Consider the following 19,363-nt stretch of genomic DNA (forward strand, 5'->3'; position numbering starts at 1 on the left):
GGCCTAGATCTGGTTGGCATAGCTTGCGCATCCTGCCGCGGCGATCTGCAACGCCTGGACCGCATCCCCGACCGCCTTGCTGGCGGCATCGAGCAACTCGCAGATGTCTCGATCCGTCCTTGTCGCGGACCCTGCGATGAGCGCCTGGACCTGCGCACTACTCTGACCGAAGTTGTTCTGAAAACCACCGAGACTGCCAGCGGCTCGATTGGCGTCCATGGCCATGTGATGCAACTGCTCTTTCAACTGTTGGACGACGGACATGAGGATTCCTCACAAGGTGGAACGCGGGGCCGACGCGGGCGACAGGGAACCAGCACGCCGACCCCGCTGCTTGGCTGGGGCTTCGTGACGGGCTCACCGGCAGCATCGCCGCATCGCCCATGAATTCATGCTGGCCGTAATCGCAGCGACGCGAAATTGAGTCAACCCGTGGACTCGTCCCACACCCCGGGAGCGCGCCGCTACGCTCTGTTGGTGAGATCCCATTTCGCAGGAGGGTTGTGACTCGTCGAAAGGTGTTCGACCCAGGCAGCGTGCCGTCTTCGTTTTGGCGGAAGACTGACGTTGAGGTTGCTCTGGCGCGGCGAGACATCGCCGAGCTGTTCCGCAGCTACCTGACCGACTTCACGGAGTGCACCCAGACTCAGCTAGCGCTCCTGACCGAACACGACCGCTCAGACGTTTCGAACTGGGTACGCGGCTCGCGTCACGGCCAGGTCTCAGATATCAATGTGCTCACGCGCATCGCCGAGGGACTGCAAATGCCCGACGAGGCACGAACCCTGATGGGCCTTGCACCTGCCGACGCCCTCGTATCGTCCATCCGCGACGAGCGTGAGCTGACGAAACCGCCGTCGTCAGTCGCTGAGGCAACACGCGTACGAGTCGACGGCTCGGACTCGTCGAGCCCTCGCATCGCAATCTGCGGAAGCAGATCACCTGGCACGAATTCGCGAGTCATCGATGCTGCAGTCCGGTCGCTGGCCCGACTCGTGATGGTACGGCGACTGCTCGTCAACCACGGGCCGATCGGTGTGGGCATCGAGGTCATCACCCACATCGCGGACCACTACCAGCCGCCGGGATTACGTGGTGCCGTGGCCATCTTTGGACGGCGGAACGTCATCTTCGACGCCAGCTATATCGTCATCGTCGGTGGCGGACCAGGAACCCAGGCAGAGGCTGACATCGCACTGTCGATGGGAAAGAGAATCCTGCCTCTCGGGGCCAGCGGGGGCTCAGCGGCGGCGATCTACCGTCAGGCGCTCCGCACGCCTGAGTTGTCAGACTGGATGCCCGATTCCACTCGCGAGACACTCGCGACCTGCGCCAAGGCCGACATGGATACCGATCCGGCCGCCGTCGAACGGATGACGGATGATTTCGTGTACATGCTCGACGACCTCGTCGACACCGATGAAGGAGACCACGCGTGACTGAGCGCCCCTACGTACTGCTGTCGGTAGCGGCCTCTATCGACGGCTACATCGACGACAACACGAGCGAGCGCCTCTTGCTCTCCAACGACGAGGACTTCGACCGAGTTGACGAAGTGCGCGCGAGCGTAGACGCAATCCTCGTCGGGGCGAATACCATTCGCCGAGATAACCCTCGATTGCTCGTCCGCTCCGATGACCGCCGCAAGCGCCGCCTAGACGCCGGCCTGACGGAGTCGCCGATCAAAGTCACCTTAAGTGCCACCGGGCATTTCGATCCGACGTCGAAGTTCTTCAGCACCGGCGATGTCGCCAAAATCGTCTACGTTCCAACGTCCGCCGCTCCCAGAGCGACCGACGCTGTCGGCGACGTCAGCACAGTCGTTGACGCGGGACCGAAGGTTGACCCCGTCTTTGTCCTCGAGGACCTGGCTGACCGTGGAATCAAGCGACTCATGGTCGAAGGCGGTGGCACCATCCACACGCAGTTCCTCTCCGCGGGACTGGCCGATGAAATCCAGCTCGTCGTCGCCCCGTTTTTCGTCGGCGACAGCACTGCTCCACGCTTCGTCGGCGATGCCCATTTCCCCCAAAGCCCCGCCAACCGCATGTCCCTAGCCGACGTACAGCAGATCGGCGACGTCGTACTCCTCCGCTACCTCCCTAAGGCGATTGAGCATGCCTGACCTCGATGATCGCCACTGGCTCCAGCAGGCCATCGAGCTGTCTCGCTCTTGCCCACCCTCCCCGAGTGCATTCTGCGTGGGCGCCATCATCGTGAGTCCCGAAGGCGAGATCCTCGCCACTGGCTACTCCCGCGAGACTGACCCTCACGACCACGCCGAGGAAGTCGCCCTCGCGAAGCTCCCCGTCGACGACCCCCGCCTCAGCGACGCCACCATCTACACCAGCCTCGAACCCTGCAGCAAAAGAGCCTCCCGCCCCCGAACCTGCACCGAGCTCATCCTCGCTGCTGGCATCCCTCGAGTGGTCCTGGCTTGGCGAGAGCCGACAACCTTCGTCAACTGCGAGGGCGTCGAACTCCTGGCAGCCGCCGGCGTCGAGGTAGTCGAGTTCCCTGACCTCACCCCAGAGGTCCAAGCCATCAACGCGCACGTCCTCGGCTAAACCAGCCATTTGCAGGCTGATACGTGGGCGAGCGACACGACACGGCTTGGCGCGGCCGGACGTCGGCGGCTGTCGGTGGGTTCTGGCAAGCTCCTCTTGAAGGGGTGATTGGTGGATGGAGTCGGGGATTTACGACGCGCTCGTCACGAATGGGTTGCTGGAGGCGATCGTGGCTGGCGAGGCTGGTGGACAGATTGCGGTACTTCGTGATGTTGATGAGGCTGATCAACCGGAGGTGCTGGCTCGGCACGTGAGTGACGCCGTGCTGCGGGTGCTCGGCAGCACTCGTGATGAGGGGAAGCGGGTTGCGCTAGTCAACGACCTGCTCCAGCGTCTCGCAGAGCACGCCGACGGGCTGCCTGATGGCGCCGTGCGCCAGTTGCATGCCGTACGCCCGCCCGCTCGGCCCGGCATCACGACGTACGGTGATGCGCGGCCGAGCACGCCGCTCTCCGACGCGGCCCTGCTCACCAACTCGCATGGCGAACCGTCCTTGGGGCCGGAGTTGCGCGCGGAGATCGACACGTCCGATGAGGTTGACCTCATCTGCGCCTTCGTGAAGTGGTACGGCCTTCGCTTGCTCGAGCCCGAGTTGCGTCGGCTGAGACTTCGGGATGCGCCGTTCCGCGTGATCACGACGACGTACCTCGGGGCGACCGATCGACCTGCCCTTGACCGGCTCGTCAACGACTTCGGCGCCGAGGTGAAGATCCAGTACGACGTACTGCGCACCCGCCTGCACGCGAAGGCGTGGCTGTTTCGACGCAACACCGGCTTCGACACGGCGTACGTCGGCTCGTCCAATCTCTCTCGAGCCGCTCTGCTCGACGGCGTCGAGTGGAATGTTCGGCTCTCGCGGATCGGCACCCCCGGTCTGCTGAAGAAGTTCGGCGCGACGTTCGACACCTACTGGAACGACTCGACCTTCGAGTCCTACGATCCGGCGCGCGACCGCGACCGCCTCGACGATGCGCTCGCAGAGGCGGGCAACCGCAAGGCCTCGGATCGCGTCACGGTCTCACTCGCCGGCCTCGAAGTACGTCCGCGGCCGTATCAAGCCGAGATGCTCGAGGAGATCGAGGTCGAGCGCGAGGTCCACGACAGACATCGCAACCTCGTCGTAGCAGCGACAGGTACGGGCAAAACGGTTATCGCCGCTCTCGACTACCGGCGCCTGCGCGACGCCGCGCTTCAGCGTGGTGAGCCTGCGCCCTCGCTGTTGTTCGTCGCCCACCGACGAGAGATCCTCCAGCAGTCGCTCCGCACGTACCGCGAGGTGCTCGCGGATGCCAGCTTCGGCGAGGAGTATCACTCGGGCACGCGCCCGGAGCGGTGGCGGCATGTGTTCGCATCAGTGCAGGCGCTCCACGCGTACGACGTCACCACGATGCCGGCGGATGCGTTCGAGATCCTTGTCGTTGACGAGTTTCACCACGCGGCCGCACCGACCTATCGACGCCTTCTCAATCACCTTCAGCCTCGCGAGCTGCTCGGTCTGACCGCGACACCCGAGCGCACCGACGGCTTCGACCTGCTGAGCTACTTCGGCGGCAGAACGGCGGTCGAGCTGCGACTCTGGGAAGCTCTGTCGGCCGACCTTCTCTGCCCGTTTCACTACTTCGGCATCGCAGACGGCACGCAGCTGATCGATCTGCAGTGGAAGCGCGGCCGGTACGACGAGCAGGAGCTCGAGAAGCTGTACACCGGTAACGACAGCCGCGCAGCCATCGTCCTGCGCGAAGTCCGGGACAAGCTCTCCGACGTCAACTCGATGAGAGCGCTCGGCTTCTGCGTTTCGATCGCTCACGCCGACTACATGGCTAGGGTCTTCAACGATGCCGGCATCCCAGCACGGTCTGTCTCCGGGCTGACTTCTAGTGCTGACCGCGATCAGGCTCTGCGTGATCTCAAGGACCGTCGCGTCAACGCACTCTTCGCCGCTGACCTCTTCAACGAGGGGCTGGATCTGCCCGACGTCAACACCGTCCTCTTTCTCCGTCCGACCGAAAGCCCAACGGTCTTCCTGCAGCAACTCGGCCGCGGTCTGCGGCAGGCAGACGGCAAGCCCGTCCTCACAGCACTGGACTTCGTTGGACACCAACGCAAAGAGTTCCGCTTCGACCTGCGGTTCCGGGCGCTCACCGGCAACACCCGCCGAGGCCTCGAGCGACAGGTCGAACAAGGCTTCCCGCTCCTACCGTCCGGCTGTCAGATCGTCCTCGACAAAGTCGCACAGGAGGTAGTGCTCTCCAACCTCCGAGGCCAGGTGACCGGACGCTGGCAGGACATGGTGAGGGAGCTCAAGGCACAGGGCGAGCAAACCTTGCCGACCTTCCTCGACGAATCGGGCGCCGAGCTGAGCGACGTACTGCGAACCGGCCGGAGCTGGACCGCTCTGCGCCGTGATGCCGGATTGCCAACACGCAAAGGATCAGCCCACGAATCAAGCCTGCTGCGACGGGTCCGGGCGCTCGCTCACGTGGACGACCCCGAGCGTCTTCAGACCTATCGACGTCTCCTCCAAGACGATGGTCCGTCGTACGACGAGTTGCCGGCGACCCACCGTGCCTACGCCCGCATGCTGTTCTTCTCGCTCTGGCCAAACGGCGGGGGCTTCTTGTCGTACTCCGAGGGCCTCGACGCACTCCGCCAAGAGCAGGCCGTCCGCGACGAACTCCTCGAGGTCACCGACTTCGCGATGGACCACGCACGCCACCGCACCCACCGCCTCGCCAACCGGCTCAGCGATCTCCCGCTCCGCGTGCATGCGCAGTATCAACGCGAGGAGATCCTGGCCGCCCTCGACTACGCCAACCTTCAGCGGCGGCCCAGCACGTTCCAATCCGGCGTCGTCTACTCACAAGAACAGAACGTCGACGCTTTCCTGGTCACCCTCACCAAGTCGGAAGCGGACTACTCCCCCACGACGATGTACCGGGACTACGCAATCAGCCCGACCCTCTTCCACTGGGAGTCCCAGAGCAACACCTCCGTCGACTCCCCCACCGGCCAGCGCTACCTCAACCACCGCGACCTAGACACAACCATCCTGATCTTCGCTCGCCAACACAAACTCACCGAACTAGGCACCGCCCCATACCTCTTCCTGGGCCCAGCCACCTACACAACCCACACCGGCAGCCGCCCCATAGCCATCACCTGGCAACTAACCCACCCCATGCCCACAGAGGTCTTCCAGGCAGCATCGGTGGTCGCATAGATTGCGGGCTCGACAACTTGCGTAGGATCGCGCGGACAAGACGTCTTGCGGAGAGGGCGATTCATGGGCCTGAGTCTGTCTGCCGATCTCGCACTGCGAGAGCGGATAATGGAGCGCCTCGCCCATCTCCGTGATCAGTCAGGCGGCACGATCACTCGAGCGCAACTGACCGATTTCGAGCTGGATGGCGAGCGCCGACGTTTGGTCGACGCATCACGCGGCATCTGGAATCCTCGCGATCTCAACACGACCTTGACCATTGTCAGCTCGCCAGACGGTCCATACGACGACCGGCAGGTCGACCAGGGTTACTTCATCTACGCATATCGGGCCGGATCTACTGACGGGGACAACCGCAAACTGCGGGCCGCGGTCGAGTTCGGCCTGCCGATGATCCTGCTCGTCAAGCTGCAAGCCGGCCTGTTCGTCCCGATCTTCCCTGTCTTCGCGGTCGCCGACGACCGAAGGGCTCATCATTTCCTGATCGCGCTAGACGAATCCTTGCGCTTCATCGAGCACCCACAAAACCTGTCAGAGCCACTCAAGCAGTACGCAGAACACGTGACGCGCCAGCGTCTCCATCAACCCGTTTTCCGCGCGTCAGTCATCCGCGCCTACGAAACCCGCTGCACCGTATGCCATCTCCAGCATGGCGAGCTACTTGACGCCGCCCACATCCTGCCTGACTCGCGCGAAGGTGGATTACCTCGCACAAGCAACGGGCTCAGCCTTTGCAAGATCCACCACGCGGCATACGACCAGAACCTCATGGGGATCCGACCTGATCATGTGGTCGAGATCAATAGAGATCTACTGGAAGAGCGCGACGGCCCAATGCTGAGGTATGGCCTCCAGCAGATGCATGGATCCACTATCACCCTGCCCCGCCGCAAGGTCGAGCACCCCGATACCAATGCACTCGCCTGGCGCTATGAGCAATTCAAGGCAAGCTGACACCTGATTCCTGATCGTTGTCCATGTATCAGGCGGGTAAGGGATCTGCCACAACGCTCGGCTGACTCTGGACAAGTCCGGACAGTGGTTGCGCCTCAACATGATCCGCATGCTCATCCCGGTGCGCCGCTTGGCGGGGGAGGTCGATGAGGGCGGCAGCCCGCGGTTGCCGGCGGTAGCCGGCCGCACCGGCGATGAGCCGGGGTGGGTGGGGCGGCGCGTAGCACGGCGACGGAGGAGTCGTGCGTAGCACCGCGAGGGCCTGCACTTATCGCGTGAGGTCGGCGGTGAATTGGTAGGCGTCGCCTCTGTAGTGGTTGGTGCCGGAGAGGAGGGGGGTGGTGTCTTGGGTGTAGGCGATTTCGGTGGCGACCAGGATGGCGGCGTTTGGGGGGAGGTTCAGGAGGGTGGCCAGGGTTTCGGTGGCGTTTTGGGCTTGGACTGTGTAGCGGGAGTAGGCGAACTCGATGTCGTGGGTGGAGAAGAGTTCGTAGAGGGACGTGTCGGTCAGGTCGGTGCCGGGGAGCCAGGGGGCGATGGCTAGGGGGATGACCAGGTCTTCGACGGTGACCGGGCGGCCGTCCATGCCGCGGAGGCGGCGGATGGCCGTGACGGGGGCGGTGGGGGCTAGGTGGAGGCGGTGGGCCTCGTCGAGGGTGGCGGGGCGTTCTCGGTGGTCGAGGATTTCCGAGGTGGGGCGGAAGCCGAGTTCGTGGGCCATCTCGGTGAAGGACTGGAGGCGGCTCGGGGGTTCGCGCAGTACGAGGTCGCGGACATACCAGCCGCGTTGGGGTGATGGGGCGATGAGGCCGTCGTCGGAGGCGGCCTGGAAGCCGGCGCGGACGGTCATCCGGCTCAGCCCGGTCTCCAGGGCGAACTGACGTTCGCTCGGCAGGCGGCTGCCGCTCGGATACTTCCCGCGGACGATCCCCTCGCGGATCCGCTTCTTGACGCGCTCAACGGCCGGCTCTGTCACGGCGCAAACTATACCAGTTTCCCGAGCCAAGCCAGGCACAATCCCAAACTGGTTCACACTGGCATAACTGGTTTCAGCGTCGTAAGGTGGCCGGAAGTCACGGACGAAGGAGTCACGATGGTCAGCAGGCGGAACGTGTTGAAGTCGGGGGCCGCGCTCGGACTGTTCACGCTGGCCGGTTGCGCACCGCAGGGCACGAAGGCGAGCAGCGCACCGGCCACACCCGCCAAGTCGATCGACGTCGCCAAAGCCGGCCCGGTGACGCTGACCATGCTCGACTTCTGGGGCGGTGACGCCGCCAGTTGGGTGGCGAGCGCGGTGAAGGGCTTCCAGGCGAAGTACCCGAACGTCACGATCAAGCGCACGTCGGTCGACTGGGGTCAGCTCACGCAGACGGCCAACCTGCGGTTGAAGGAGAAGAACCCGCCGGACATCATCACGGTCAACAACGGCTGGCAGTCCCTCGGGACGTTGTCCAAGGCGGGCCTCGTACTCAACCTGGACGGGTACTCGAAATCGTTCGGCTGGGACAAGTTCCCGAGCACGATCCTGCGGCAGACGCAGTTCACCCCCGACGGCACCGAGATGGGCAGCGGGTCGTTGTTCGCGACACCCGTCGCCAGCTCGTCGCTGATCGGCCTCTACTACAACAAGACGGTTCTGGACAAAGCCGGCATCGCACCGCCGACCGATCTCGCTTCGTTCGAGGACGCGTGCACGCAGGCCAAGGCGGCGGGCATCATCCCGATCGGGTACGGGTCGCAGGACAAGGGCTCGTCGACGGCGATTCTCCTTGCCCTGCAAGACCTTTTCGGCGATCAGAAGAAGATCAACGACTTCGTCTACTCGACCGGTGAAGTGAAGGCAACCGATATCGGGATGTCCGAGGCGGCCCAGCGGCTCAAGTCGTACCAGGACAAGAACTGGCTGACGCCGAACCATGCCGGCATCCAGTACGCCGACGCGATCGACGCGTTCCTCAAAGGCAAATCCGCATTCCGCTTCGAGTACACCGGAACCCTTGCTTTCAAGGGAAACCAGAAGCAGGAGTACGGCTACGTCCAACTCCCCCAGGCCACTGGCGGAAAGGTCGTCGGTACGGGCGCCTCCACGGCCGTCGCCCTCGGATCAAAGTGCGCCCACCCGGACGTCGCCGCCGCCTTCCTCGACTTCCTCGCCGGCCCGCAGACCGCGCAGTACGTCGTTGAGGCCGGGCTCCTGCCCCTGCTCAACGAGGTCAAGGCGCCGGCCGACAATCCGGAATTCGGCACCGAGATCGCCGGTCAGCGGTCGCTCGACAAGGACAACGGATACGTCCCGTACTTCGACTGGTCGACGCCGTCGATGCTCGACACACTGGGCGGCCAGGTGCAATTGCTGCTCGCCGGCCGAAGCACACCGGACCAGTTGGTCCAGGCGGTTCAGGCCGATTACGACAAGTTCCAGGCAGGCCGATGAGTGTTCTAGCGATCGGTCGCACGAAAGCGAGAACCCGGACCGTCTCACGCCAGGCCCGCAAACGGCGCTGGATCGGCCTGCTCTTCCTGTCCCCCGCACTCCTGCTGTACGCCGTGATCGTGCTCGTGCCGCTGCTCCAAACGGTCAATTACTCGTTCTACAAATGGGACGGCGTCAGCGAACCGACGTGGGTCGGACTGCGCAACTACCTTGAATTCGGCCGCGATCCACGGATGTACGCCGCCTTCGGCCACGTCCTGGTACTGATCCTCATGTTCGGGCTGATCCCGCTCGGCCTCGGACTGATCAGCGCAGCGCTGTTGAGCAGGGCAAAGATCCGCGGCGAGGGCATCTACCGGTGGTTCCTGTTCCTGCCTCAGGTACTCACGAGCGTCGTCGTCGCCATCATCTGGAAGCGCATCTACGCGCCCGACGGCCCGCTGAACAGCATCCTGCGTGGCGTCGGCCTCGGCCACCTCACGCGCAACTGGCTCGGTGACTTCACCTGGGCGCTGCCGTCGCTCGGGATGATCGGTGTCTGGGGCGGATTCGGCTTCACGATGGTGTTGTTCCTGGCCGGCATTCTCGCAATTCCAGACGAGCTGTACGAGGCCGCGCGGTTGGACGGTTCGACGCGCTGGCAGGAGTTCTGGCTGATCACTCTGCCCAGCCTGCGCGGGCAAATGGCGATCGCCCTCACTCTGACTATCACGGGTGCGCTCAGGACGTTCGACATGGTTTACATCACGACCCAGGGCGGTCCGGGTACGGCGACGACAACGCCGGCGCTTCTCCTTTACCAGTTGGCGTTCGTCAACCCCGATGTCGGTAGAGCATCGGCAACCGGCGTCGTACTGGCCGTTCTGTGTCTCGGGATCGCGGTCGGTATCACGCGGATCATGGAGAACAAAGACCGATGATCTCCAGATTCGAACGCGTCTCGAATTACGTCATCGTCATCGCGCTGACGGTCGGAGTGCTGTTCCCGGTCGCGTGGTTCGTCCTGACCTCGCTCAGCCCGAACACGTCGGGAGCGCTGGACTTCTCCAACATTGCCTGGAGCAACTTCGCAGCCGCCTGGCATGACGGGAACCTCGCGCACTCGATGTATGCGTCCCTGGTGATCACGGTGTCGGCAGTCGCCGGACAGACCGTGCTCGCGATCCTCTCCGGATACGCATTCGGCGTCCTCGGCGTGGTCGGCGAACGCTTCCTCTTCCCGGTCATCCTGCTGGGAATGATGGTGTCGACCGAAGTGATCGTCATCCCGCTGTACTACGAGTTCCAGCGCATCGGCCTGACGAACTCGTGGCTCGGGCTCGTCATCATTCAACTCGGAATGGGCGTGCCGTTCGGGACGTACTGGATGCGGGCGACGTTCCGGGCGCTCCCCCGATCGGTGATGGATTCCGCCGCTGTCGACGGTGCGGGAGTGTGGAACATGTTGTGGCGCATTCTCGTCCCGATGGCGCGTCCCGCCGTACTCACGCTGGTTCTGCTGTCGTTCATGTGGACCTGGAACGATTTCTTCCTTTCCCTTATTTTCCTGGGCGATCCGGACAAGCAGACCGCGACCGTTGCCCTGGGCGCCTTCCAGGGACGGCATGTGTTGCAGGTCAATCTGATGGCGGCCGGCTCGTTGATCGTCTCGCTGCCGGTCGTGGCTCTCTATCTGTTCTTCCAGCGCGAATTCATCAGCGGCGTCATGGCCGGCGCGGTCAAGGAGTGACGTGACGACGCCAATCACCGTAGTACCCGACGCATCCCAGCTCGGCGAGGCCGTAGCGCAACGGATTCTGGATCAGCTGACAACTGGCAGCGCGATCATCGGCTTCCCCGCCGGTCGCAGTGCCACTCCGGTAGCGGCTGCGTTGAAGCGATCCGGAGCCCGCGTGGACGGTCTTCAGATCGTGATGATGGACGAGTACGTGACCCGGCACGGAAGCAGTTGGCGACTGCTGGACCCACACACGCCGCACAGCTGCATCGGGTGGGCGCAGCGGAACCTGCTCGGACCGCTAGGCCTTGGTCAGACCAGTCTCCTCACCCCGGACCCGAACGAGCCCGAGGCGTTCAGACGAGACGTCCTCGACCGCGGCGGCATCGACCTCTTCCTGCTGGCCAGCGGTCAAGGCGACGGTCATGTCGCCCTCAACGGCCCCGGTACGCCGCGGAACGCGCCCACCCGGGTCGTCGAGCTGCCCGAGTCGACCCGGCGCGACAACGTGTCCACCTTCCCGAATCTGCAGTCCCCCGCGGATGTCCCGACGTACGGCGTCACTATCGGTACTGCGGAACTCGTCGAGCTCTCGCACTCCGCGGTGATGCTGCTATGGGGACAGAACAAGGCGCATGCCTTCGACCGCATCACTCAGACCGACAGCTACGACCCGTTGTGGCCGGCAACCCTCGTGCACGACTGCCGCAACGCCCTCATCTACGCGGACGCAGAAGCCGCACAAAAGTCAGAACGAGAAGGAGTCTCATAGACATGGCTCGAATCAAGATGGCCTACATCGGCGGCGGATCGTCCCGGGCGGCCGGCACCATGGCGTCGTTCTTGTGGCACGGGCCGGAGTTCGCGGGCTCGGAAGTGGTGCTGATCGACAAGGATCCGGAGCGGCTGGAGATCGTCCGCCGGATCGCGGAGAAGCTCGCGGCGCAGGGTGGCGACGACATCACGGTCACCGCGACGACGGACCAGCGCACTGGTCTGACCGACGTTGACGCCGTACTGACGAGCTTCCGGCCCGGCAACTTCGACGCGCGGGCACTGGACGAGCGCATTCCGATCAAGCACGGTGTGATCGGCCAGGAGACGCAGGGCCCTGGTGGGTTCTTCATGGCGCTGCGCTCGATCAACGACATGCGCGGCATCACCGAGGACCTGCAAGCCGTCGCGCCGAACGCGGTGATCTTCAACTACACCAACCCGGTCAACATCGTCTCGCAGGCGGTCGCGAGCTACACGCCGGTCCCGATCTACTCGATGTGCGAGGGGCCGCTCGTGTTCCCGCCCGTCGTACTGCGGGCCGCCGGGCTCGACCCCGAGCGCGCCAAGGTGACGATGGCCGGCGTGAACCACAACTGCTGGAGCTACGAGCACCTGTACGACGGCAAGGACGTCATGCCACTGCTCGAGGCGGCGTGGGAAGAGCGCAAGGACGACCCGACGCTCGACGACAACTCCAAGCGCGCGCTGCATCTGGCCGTCGTCATGCAGTCGATCCCATCGGACTACTTCAACTACTACTACTTCCGGAACGAGGTGTTCCGCGCACAGCAGGCCGCGCCGCAGACCCGTTCGGAAGTGATCATGAACGAGGTGCCTGGGTACTGGGAGCACTACCGCGAGCAGGCCGAGTCCAGCCACCCCGAGCTCGATCCGGCCCGGTCGCGCGGCGGCATCCACGAACTGGAGTTGGCCATCGACGTGATGAGTGCCTACTACAACGACACGGGCGCGCGCCTGCCCGTGAACCTTCCGAACGCCGAGGGCGCGCTCCCTGGCTTCGACGCTGAGACCGTCGTCGAGGTGTACTGCAAGGTGAACCGCAAGGGTTGCCACATCGAGCCGCAGCAGGCGCTGCCGCTTGCCGTTCGGGGCATCACGCGCCAGCTCGCCGACTACCAGATGCTCGCCGCGAAGGCCGCGTGGGAAGGCAACCGGGCCGACGCGATCCGTGCACTCGTCGCGAATCCGCTGGTGCCCGATCTCGCGATTGCCGAGCCGCTGTACGACGAGATGGCCGCCGCGCACTCGGCGTACCTGCCGGAGAGACTCCTGCGGTGAAGGAAGTCTTCCTCGCCGTCGACGCCGGGAACACCAAGACGTGGGCTGGTCTGACCAGTGCCGATGGTGACCTGATCGCGCTTGCACGTGGCGGTGTCGGCGACATCTACGCGCCGGCTGGGCCGGAGGCGGCGAGGTCGGTCGTGCTCAACCTCGTCGACGAGGTGCTGGCGTCGGCGGAGCTGCGCGAGTCCGACGTCAAGCACGCGGCGTTCCGGTTGGCGGGTGTGGACTGGCCAGTGGACGAGCAGTTCTGGAGCGCGACGCTGGAGCCGCGGTTCGGCAGTCTCAGCATCAAGAACGACGGGTTCGCGCTCATCCGGTGCGGGCGGTTGGACGGGCAGGGCATCTCGGTCGTGCTCGGCACCGGTGCGGCGCTCGCGGGCCGCGGTCCGGAGAAGGAATGGGCCTTGTCGTGGTGGTTGCAGGACCCGCTCGGCGCGGCCGGGTTGGTGAGCGAGGCGATGCGAGCGGTGTACCTCGCTGAGCTCGGGATGGGTGAGGCGACGAAGCTTTCCGCCGTGCTGCCGCCGTTGTTCGGGGCATCGACGCCGGACGAGATGCTCGAGCTCAGCACCGCCCGTGGCAACAAGTTCACCTTCGCGGCGCAGGCGGCGCATGCTCCGGCGGTCCTGGCGCTCATCGACGACGACCCGGTGGTGGCCGGGTTGGTCGATACGCAGGCGGCACGGCTGACGCAGTACATCGGCAGTCTCGCGCGGACCTGCGGACTGGGTGAACCGGGTGAACCCGGTGGACTGGTCAGACCAGTGACCGTAGTTGTTGGAGGTGGCCTGGTACCGGAACCGGATGCGCCGATGTTCGCGGCGCTGCGTCGTACCTGTGACCCTCGGGAGATCGAGCTTCGCCACGCCCAGGCGCCCGCACTCGTGGGCGCGCTGCTCGATGCGATCGCCGAGGGCGGTGCGACGCCGACGGAAACAGCGCGCACCCGGCTGACTCAGAAGCTCAGCTGATCACACTGTCCTGATTCTTTTGTTGGAAGAGTTGAGCTCGGCGAGGAAGGGTGGTGGGTATGGACTTCACTCATCTTGGGCGTACTGGGTTGTCGGTTAGTCGGATCGTGCTGGGGACGATGAACTTCGGTCCTCACACCGAGGTGGGGGACGCGCACGCGATCATGGACGCGGCGCATGACAAGGGCATCAACTTCTTCGACACCGCGAACGGGTACGGGCGGGCCATCTACCCGGGGCGGACCGAGGAGATCATCGGCGAGTGGTTCGCCAAGGACCCGGCGAACCGGCACAAGACCGTGCTGGCGACCAAGGTGTACGGCGACATGGGCGACGGCTGGCCGAACGAGGGCAAGCTGTCCGCACTCAACATCCGGCGCGCACTCGACGCCTCGCTGAAGCGGCTGCAGACCGACTACATCGACCTGTACCAGTTCCACCACGTCGACCGCGCGACGCCGTGGGACGAGATCTGGCAGGCGATCGAGGTCGCGATCCAGCAGGGCAAGATCCTGTACGCCGGGTCGAGCAACTTCGCCGGCTGGCACATCGCGCAGGCGCAGGAAGCGGCGGCCCGCCGCAACTACATCGGCCTGGTCAGCGAGCAGTCGATCTACAACCTCCTCGTCCGCGACGTGGAGCGCGAGGTCCTGCCGGCCGCGCAGTACTACGGCCTCGGCGTGATCCCGTGGTCGCCGCTGCAGGGCGGCCTGCTCGGCGGCGTCGTACGCAAGGAGAACGAGGGCGTACGCCGTCTCGAGGGCCGGGCCAAGGAGACGCTGGAGCGGCTGCGCCCGCAGATCGAGCAGTACGAGGCGTTCGCGGACGAGCTCGGCCACGAGCCGGGTGAACTCGCCCTCGCCTGGCTCCTCCACCAGCCTGCCGTCACCGGCCCGATCGTCGGCCCGCGCACGATGGAACAGCTCAACTCCGCCGTCCGCGCCGCAGACATCAAGCTCGACGACAAGGCCCTCGCCCGCCTCGACGAAATCTTCCCCGGCTACAAAACCTCCCCCGAGGACTACGCCTGGTAAGGACCGCTTCACAACAGCCGGCCGCCGACAAAGCGGCCGGCTGTTTCTATGCGTGGACCGCGGTGGTGGGCAGCATTCCGATGAGGGCGTCGGCGGCTAGGGAAGCGGCGGGGCCGGTGGGGACGGCTACGGAGACTTGCCAGTCGGAAGCGGTGCCGGGGGCCAGGGGGACGGTGACGTGGTCGCCGCGTTTGGCGGCGATGCGTTCGGGGACCAGGGCGACGCCGAGGTCGTAGGCGACCAGGGCGAGGAGCGTGTGGACGTCGTTGACCTCGATCGTCACCGGATGAGCAACCCCGGCGGTGGTGAACGCGCGGTCCGAGATCGCGCGGGCGCCCCAGGTCGGGTCGAAGTCGACGAAGGACTCGCCGATCAGGTCGTCGAGCGTGACCCGGGACGCCTTCGCGAGGCGGTGGTCCGGCGCGCAGACCAGCACCATCGACTCGCGGGACAGCGGTCGCAGGTCGAGCCCGTCGACCGGGTCGCCGGCGGTGGCGACGAACGCGACGTCGAGCCGGCCGGAGGCGAGTTCGTCGAGCATCGGCGTGGAGCCGGCCTGGCGGACCTCGATCTCGACCGACGGGTACGCCGAGCGGAACTTCGCGAGCAGCGCCGGTACGTCGACCACCCCGAGGCACTGCTCCAGCCCGACGGTCAGGTGCCCGCGCAGCAACCCCTGGACCGCGGCGACCGCGTCCTTGGCGGCTTCGGCGGCGGCGAGGGTACGGCGGCCCTCGCACAGCAGCGCGCGTCCCGCCTCGGTGAGCTCCACGCTCCGGGTGTTCCGGACGAACAGCGACGCCCGGAGTTCACGCTCGAGCGCGCGGATCGAGGCGGACAACCCCGACTGCGAGATCGACATCGCCTCGGCGGCCCGGGTGAAGTGCTTCTGCTCGGCCACCGCCACGAAGTGTTCCAAGTGCCTCAGCTCCATGACTAAGAACTGTAGTCGATCGAAAGAAATCGATTCACCTGTCTCACCTCTCAGGCGTCCGCGCGCTGGGCGCCGCCCGGGGATCGGTAGGGTGTGGGCATGGCGGACGAGGAGTTTCGGGTTGAGGTTGTGCTCAGTGATGAGGGGCACGGGTTGACGTTCTGGGATCGGTTGCGGGCGCTGGATCTGGATGATGACGCGCGGAAGCGGCTCGGGCGTCAGGTGACGGTGACCCGGGACGGGAACCGGATGCTGATGTACACGCACACGCTCGAGGACGCTCAGGAGGCGGAGCGGACCGCCAAGGACCTCGTCGCCGACGACCACCTCGACGCGACGTACACGGTCACGCGGTGGAATGCGGCCGAGCAGGACTGGACCGACCCGAGCGTTCCGGTCGGCCCGCACGACGCGGCCAGCGACGAGGCGAAGAACGCCGGCATGGAGGTCCCGGACCCGCGGTACGTCGTCGTCCAGGCCTACAAGCCGGGGTTCCTCCGCGATCTGGGTCTCTAGCACCTACCCGGGCACGTAGCCGGAGCGTTCACAGAACGCGTCGGCTGCCTGCCGGTGCGCGAGGGCCTCGGCCGGCCGGTTCATCGCCGTACAGCAGCGGGCCAGCAACGAGTGGGACCAGCACTCGCCGATGAGGTACGCGATGGCCTCGGATTCCGCGAGGGCCCGGGTTGCCTGCGTGTGGGCGAGGTCGACGTCGCCGTCCAGGAACGTGCAATAGGCGAGGTAGTAGTGGGACTCCGCGAGGACGGACGCGTAGTTCGTCTTGGTGGCCAGCGCATCGACCTCCTCGAAGTACTTGCGGCACATCGCCACGTCGCCGGCATGCAGGTGTGATTCGCCGAGCGCCTGCAGCGCGATACACGCGTCGTACCCGCTGTCGATCTCGCGGCTGATACGCAGTACGTCGAGCGCCACCTCGCGAGCGACTTCGTGATGGCCGAGCCGGTTCTCCACTCCGGCCTTCGCCAGGCCCCACTGCACCTGACTGAGACGGCTGTCCACGATCGTCTCGCCGGTGCGCAGGTCCGCCAGCGCGAGGTCCAGCTGCCCGAGGTCCCGGTACGCCCCCGCACGGTTGACCAGGGCAACGAGTTGGTCGCCGCCTTGCGAGTGCTCGAGCGACTCGGTGGCGCAGGCAACGGCTTCGCGGAACTCACCCAGGTGAATGTGGTTCATCGCCTGAGCGTTCAGACCGCGCGGCATTCGCGCGAACTCGCCCGCGGCGCGAAAGACCCCGAGCCCTTCGGCGAACGCCTCAGCAGCCTTGCGCAGCTGCCCTTGAGCGTTGTAGTTGACCCCGATGTTGCAGCGCAACGCGCCTTCGCCCAACGCGAACCCGCCCGCCCGGTACAGGTCGGCTGCCTGCTCGTACAACGCGATCGACTCGTCGTTCCCGCCCGCCGTCCGGGCCAGCGCCGCGCGTGCGTGCAGGATCGCGCCGCGCCCGAGCTCGTCGCCGCTGGCGCGAGCTCCGAGGTCTCCGAGCCGGACCAGCGCCCGCCATCTGCTGTAGAGGCTGTTGTCGTAGAGATGAAGCCGGACGATGTCCTCGAGCTGCCACGCGACATCAGGCGTGCCGAGGTCAAGTGCTCGCCGCGCAACGGCCTCGATGTTGTCGAGCTCGCCGGTCAGCCACTCCCCAGGGTCGGCGACGGTCGGGACGTCGTACGACGGCATTGGGACGCGGACCGCGGAGGGCTGCAGGGCGGTCATTGCGGCGTCGGCGGTGCCGATGTACCAGCGGCACAAGGACTTCCAGGCGTCGAGGTCCGGTTCGGCGAGCTGGGCGGCGTACTCCTTGACGAGGTCGTGCATGAGGTAGCGGTCGTGGCCGACGGACTCCAGCAGGCTGGCCGATCCGAGGCGGTTGAGGACCTGCTCGCACGCCGGACCGACGAGCGCCTCGGCCGCAGCGGGCGTGAACTCCTGGCCCGGGAACAGCGAGAGCAGCCGGAAGCCGCGTTGTACGGCGGGATCGAGCAGGTCGTACGACGTCTGGAACGCCGAGCTGACCGCGGTGTCGTCGTCGATGGCGAGCGTGGCGAGCGCGCCCGTACGACGCATGCGGGAGACGAACGCCGCGACCGAGCCGCGGGATGCGACAGCGCCTGCGATCCGCAGTGCCAGCGGCAGGCCGGCGCACAGATCGACCAGTTCGCCGACGTCGTTGGTTGCCTGAAGCATCGAGTGGATCAGGGCGATGGCGGCTTCGGTGGTGAGGATCGGGACTCGCATCGGGATACCGCCATCGAGTGCGGCGAGGGCGTCGAGCGGGTTCCGGCTTGTGACGAGGACGGCGCTGGTCGGCGTACCGGGGAGGAGCGGCCGGACCTGTGCCGCGTCCTGCGCGTCGTCGAGGACGAGCAGGATGCTCCGCGTCGCCAGTCGTGAGCGGAACAGTGCGGCACGCGCATCACCGTCGTCCGGGATCGCGTGCGGGTCGACGCCGGACGCCCGCAACAGCTCGACGAGTACGTCGTCGGCGCGGCGCGGCTGATCGGATGCGCCGCGGAGACGAACGAACCATTGCCCGTCCGGGAAACGCTCGGTCAGCTTCCGCGCGACCCGAACGGCGACGGCGGTCTTGCCGACGCCGGGCGTGCCGGAGAGTGCGACGATGCGGACGCCGTCGGTTGCGGTGAGCAGGTTCGCGATGTCGGTGACGAGGTCGTCACGACCGACGAGGTTGCGGATGTCGAGCGGGAGCTGGTTCTGGTGCTGCCACTCGTCGTCGAGCGTCGACGTCAGGATCGACTGGCGGAGCTCGCGCAGCTCGTCGGTCGGGTCCAGCCCGAATTCGTCGACCAGGCGGGCCGCGAATCGGTCATAGGTCGACAACGCGTCGGCCTGTCGTCCGCTGCGGTAGAGCGCCGTCATCAGCAACGCGATGAGGCGGTCGCGTAGCGGTTCCTGAGCGCTGAGGGTCTGCAGTTCCGGCAGTACGTCGGCATGCTCGCCACGGGCGAGGCGGGCGTCGTAGTACTGCTCGATCGTCGTCAGGCGCTCCTCGCGCAGACCGACCGCAACGGTCGGCTCGACCTCGACCGGATCTCCGCGCCACTGTTCGAGCGCGTGCCGGAGGTGCTCCACCTGGCGGGCCGGATCCTCGGCGGCCTGGGAGGTTGCCGCTCGGAAAGCCACGAGATCGGACGGTTCGGCGGCGAGCAGGTAGCCGCGGCCGCGGGTCTGCAGTACGTCGGCGCCGACGATGTCGCGCAATCGTCGTACGTAGGTGTGAACGGTGCTGGTCGGATGCGCGGGCTGGTTCGCCCCGTCCGGCCAGAGCCCGTCGATCAGCTCGTCCACCGGCACCGGCCGATGCGGACGCAGCAGCAGGATCGCGAGCAGCGAACACAACCGCGGCGCCGGCGTGGGAACCGCGCGTCCGTCGTCGACGATCTCCAGCGAACCGAGGATGCGGAACTCCATCGG

17 protein-coding genes are annotated in these 19,363 nt (G+C 65.9%); 13 read left to right on the top strand and 4 right to left on the bottom strand.

All coding sequences use genetic code 11. The annotated features are described in order from the left end of the window. Positions 1 to 3: 3 nt before the first annotated feature. Positions 4 to 264 carry a hypothetical protein gene (locus tag ABT313_RS13410; protein WP_350851898.1) on the bottom strand — a complete coding sequence of 87 codons (261 nt, stop codon included), beginning with the start codon at positions 262 to 264 and terminating at the stop codon, positions 4 to 6. A 239-nt stretch (positions 265 to 503) separates the two neighbouring features. On the opposite strand from ABT313_RS13410, the gene ABT313_RS13415 reads away from it, so the two are divergent. The 5 genes from ABT313_RS13415 (at position 504) to ABT313_RS13435 (ending at position 6,741) form a co-directional block, all read left to right on the top strand. Continuing rightward, complete coding sequence (locus ABT313_RS13415) at positions 504 to 1,439, top strand: hypothetical protein (RefSeq protein ID WP_350851900.1); 936 nt, start codon at positions 504 to 506, stop codon at positions 1,437 to 1,439. After that, positions 1,436 to 2,125, top strand: coding sequence for a RibD family protein (locus ABT313_RS13420; protein ID WP_350851902.1), 690 nt, complete (start codon positions 1,436 to 1,438; stop codon positions 2,123 to 2,125). Before ABT313_RS13415 ends, ABT313_RS13420 begins: the two co-directional genes overlap by 4 nt. Continuing rightward, positions 2,118 to 2,567: a deaminase gene (locus ABT313_RS13425; RefSeq protein ID WP_350851904.1), complete on the top strand. Its 450-nt coding sequence runs from the start codon at positions 2,118 to 2,120 to the stop codon at positions 2,565 to 2,567. The genes ABT313_RS13420 and ABT313_RS13425 overlap by 8 nt, the downstream gene beginning before the upstream one ends. 115 nt (positions 2,568 to 2,682) lie before the next feature. Then, positions 2,683 to 5,787, top strand: coding sequence for a DEAD/DEAH box helicase (locus ABT313_RS13430; protein WP_350851906.1), 3,105 nt, complete (start codon positions 2,683 to 2,685; stop codon positions 5,785 to 5,787). 63 nt (positions 5,788 to 5,850) lie between these two features. Then, positions 5,851 to 6,741 (top strand): HNH endonuclease, encoded by an 891-nt coding sequence (locus ABT313_RS13435; protein ID WP_350851908.1) that lies wholly within the window; start codon positions 5,851 to 5,853, stop codon positions 6,739 to 6,741. A 268-nt stretch (positions 6,742 to 7,009) separates the two neighbouring features. On the opposite strand, the gene ABT313_RS13440 is transcribed toward ABT313_RS13435, so the two are convergent. Then, entirely contained in the window at positions 7,010 to 7,717 is a 708-nt protein-coding gene (locus ABT313_RS13440; RefSeq protein ID WP_350851910.1) for a GntR family transcriptional regulator, read from the bottom strand. 117 nt (positions 7,718 to 7,834) lie between these two features. Here ABT313_RS13440 and ABT313_RS13445 point away from each other — a divergent pair, with 117 nt between their 5' ends. The 7 genes from ABT313_RS13445 to ABT313_RS13475 are packed head-to-tail and all read left to right on the top strand — an operon-like array spanning position 7,835 to position 14,979. Further along, positions 7,835 to 9,175, top strand: coding sequence for an ABC transporter substrate-binding protein (locus ABT313_RS13445; RefSeq protein WP_350851911.1), 1,341 nt, complete (start codon positions 7,835 to 7,837; stop codon positions 9,173 to 9,175). Beyond that, complete coding sequence (locus ABT313_RS13450) at positions 9,172 to 10,095, top strand: carbohydrate ABC transporter permease (RefSeq protein ID WP_350851913.1); 924 nt, start codon at positions 9,172 to 9,174, stop codon at positions 10,093 to 10,095. Before ABT313_RS13445 ends, ABT313_RS13450 begins: the two co-directional genes overlap by 4 nt. Continuing rightward, positions 10,092 to 10,904 (top strand): carbohydrate ABC transporter permease, encoded by an 813-nt coding sequence (locus ABT313_RS13455; RefSeq protein WP_350851915.1) that lies wholly within the window; start codon positions 10,092 to 10,094, stop codon positions 10,902 to 10,904. The genes ABT313_RS13450 and ABT313_RS13455 overlap by 4 nt, the downstream gene beginning before the upstream one ends. Position 10,905: 1 nt before the next feature. Beyond that, entirely contained in the window at positions 10,906 to 11,664 is a 759-nt protein-coding gene (locus ABT313_RS13460) for a 6-phosphogluconolactonase (RefSeq protein ID WP_350851917.1), read from the top strand. Positions 11,665 to 11,666: 2 nt separating this feature from the next. Further along, positions 11,667 to 12,968: a family 4 glycosyl hydrolase gene (locus ABT313_RS13465; RefSeq protein WP_350851919.1), complete on the top strand. Its 1,302-nt coding sequence runs from the start codon at positions 11,667 to 11,669 to the stop codon at positions 12,966 to 12,968. After that, the gene (locus ABT313_RS13470) at positions 12,965 to 13,945 is read left to right on the top strand and encodes a hypothetical protein (RefSeq protein ID WP_350851921.1); all 981 of its coding nucleotides are present in this window, start codon (positions 12,965 to 12,967) and stop codon (positions 13,943 to 13,945) included. The genes ABT313_RS13465 and ABT313_RS13470 overlap by 4 nt, the downstream gene beginning before the upstream one ends. 59 nt (positions 13,946 to 14,004) lie before the next feature. Continuing rightward, positions 14,005 to 14,979, top strand: coding sequence for an aldo/keto reductase (locus ABT313_RS13475; protein ID WP_350851923.1), 975 nt, complete (start codon positions 14,005 to 14,007; stop codon positions 14,977 to 14,979). 46 nt (positions 14,980 to 15,025) lie between these two features. On the opposite strand, the gene ABT313_RS13480 is transcribed toward ABT313_RS13475, so the two are convergent. After that, on the bottom strand, positions 15,026 to 15,913 hold the full coding sequence (locus tag ABT313_RS13480) for a LysR family transcriptional regulator (RefSeq protein ID WP_130439096.1): 888 nt from the start codon (positions 15,911 to 15,913) through the stop codon (positions 15,026 to 15,028). 99 nt (positions 15,914 to 16,012) lie between these two features. Between ABT313_RS13480 and ABT313_RS13485 the strand changes: the two genes are divergently transcribed. Beyond that, positions 16,013 to 16,429, top strand: coding sequence for a hypothetical protein (locus ABT313_RS13485; RefSeq protein ID WP_350851925.1), 417 nt, complete (start codon positions 16,013 to 16,015; stop codon positions 16,427 to 16,429). A gap of 3 nt (positions 16,430 to 16,432) precedes the next feature. Here the strand turns inward: ABT313_RS13485 and ABT313_RS13490 are convergent, their stop codons facing one another. Continuing rightward, the gene (locus tag ABT313_RS13490; protein WP_350851927.1) at positions 16,433 to 19,360 is read right to left on the bottom strand and encodes an AfsR/SARP family transcriptional regulator; all 2,928 of its coding nucleotides are present in this window, start codon (positions 19,358 to 19,360) and stop codon (positions 16,433 to 16,435) included. Positions 19,361 to 19,363: the final 3 nt, after the last annotated feature.

The sequence above is a fragment of the Kribbella sp. NPDC000426 genome (genome assembly GCF_040300265.1).
Taxonomy (GTDB): domain Bacteria; phylum Actinomycetota; class Actinomycetes; order Propionibacteriales; family Kribbellaceae; genus Kribbella.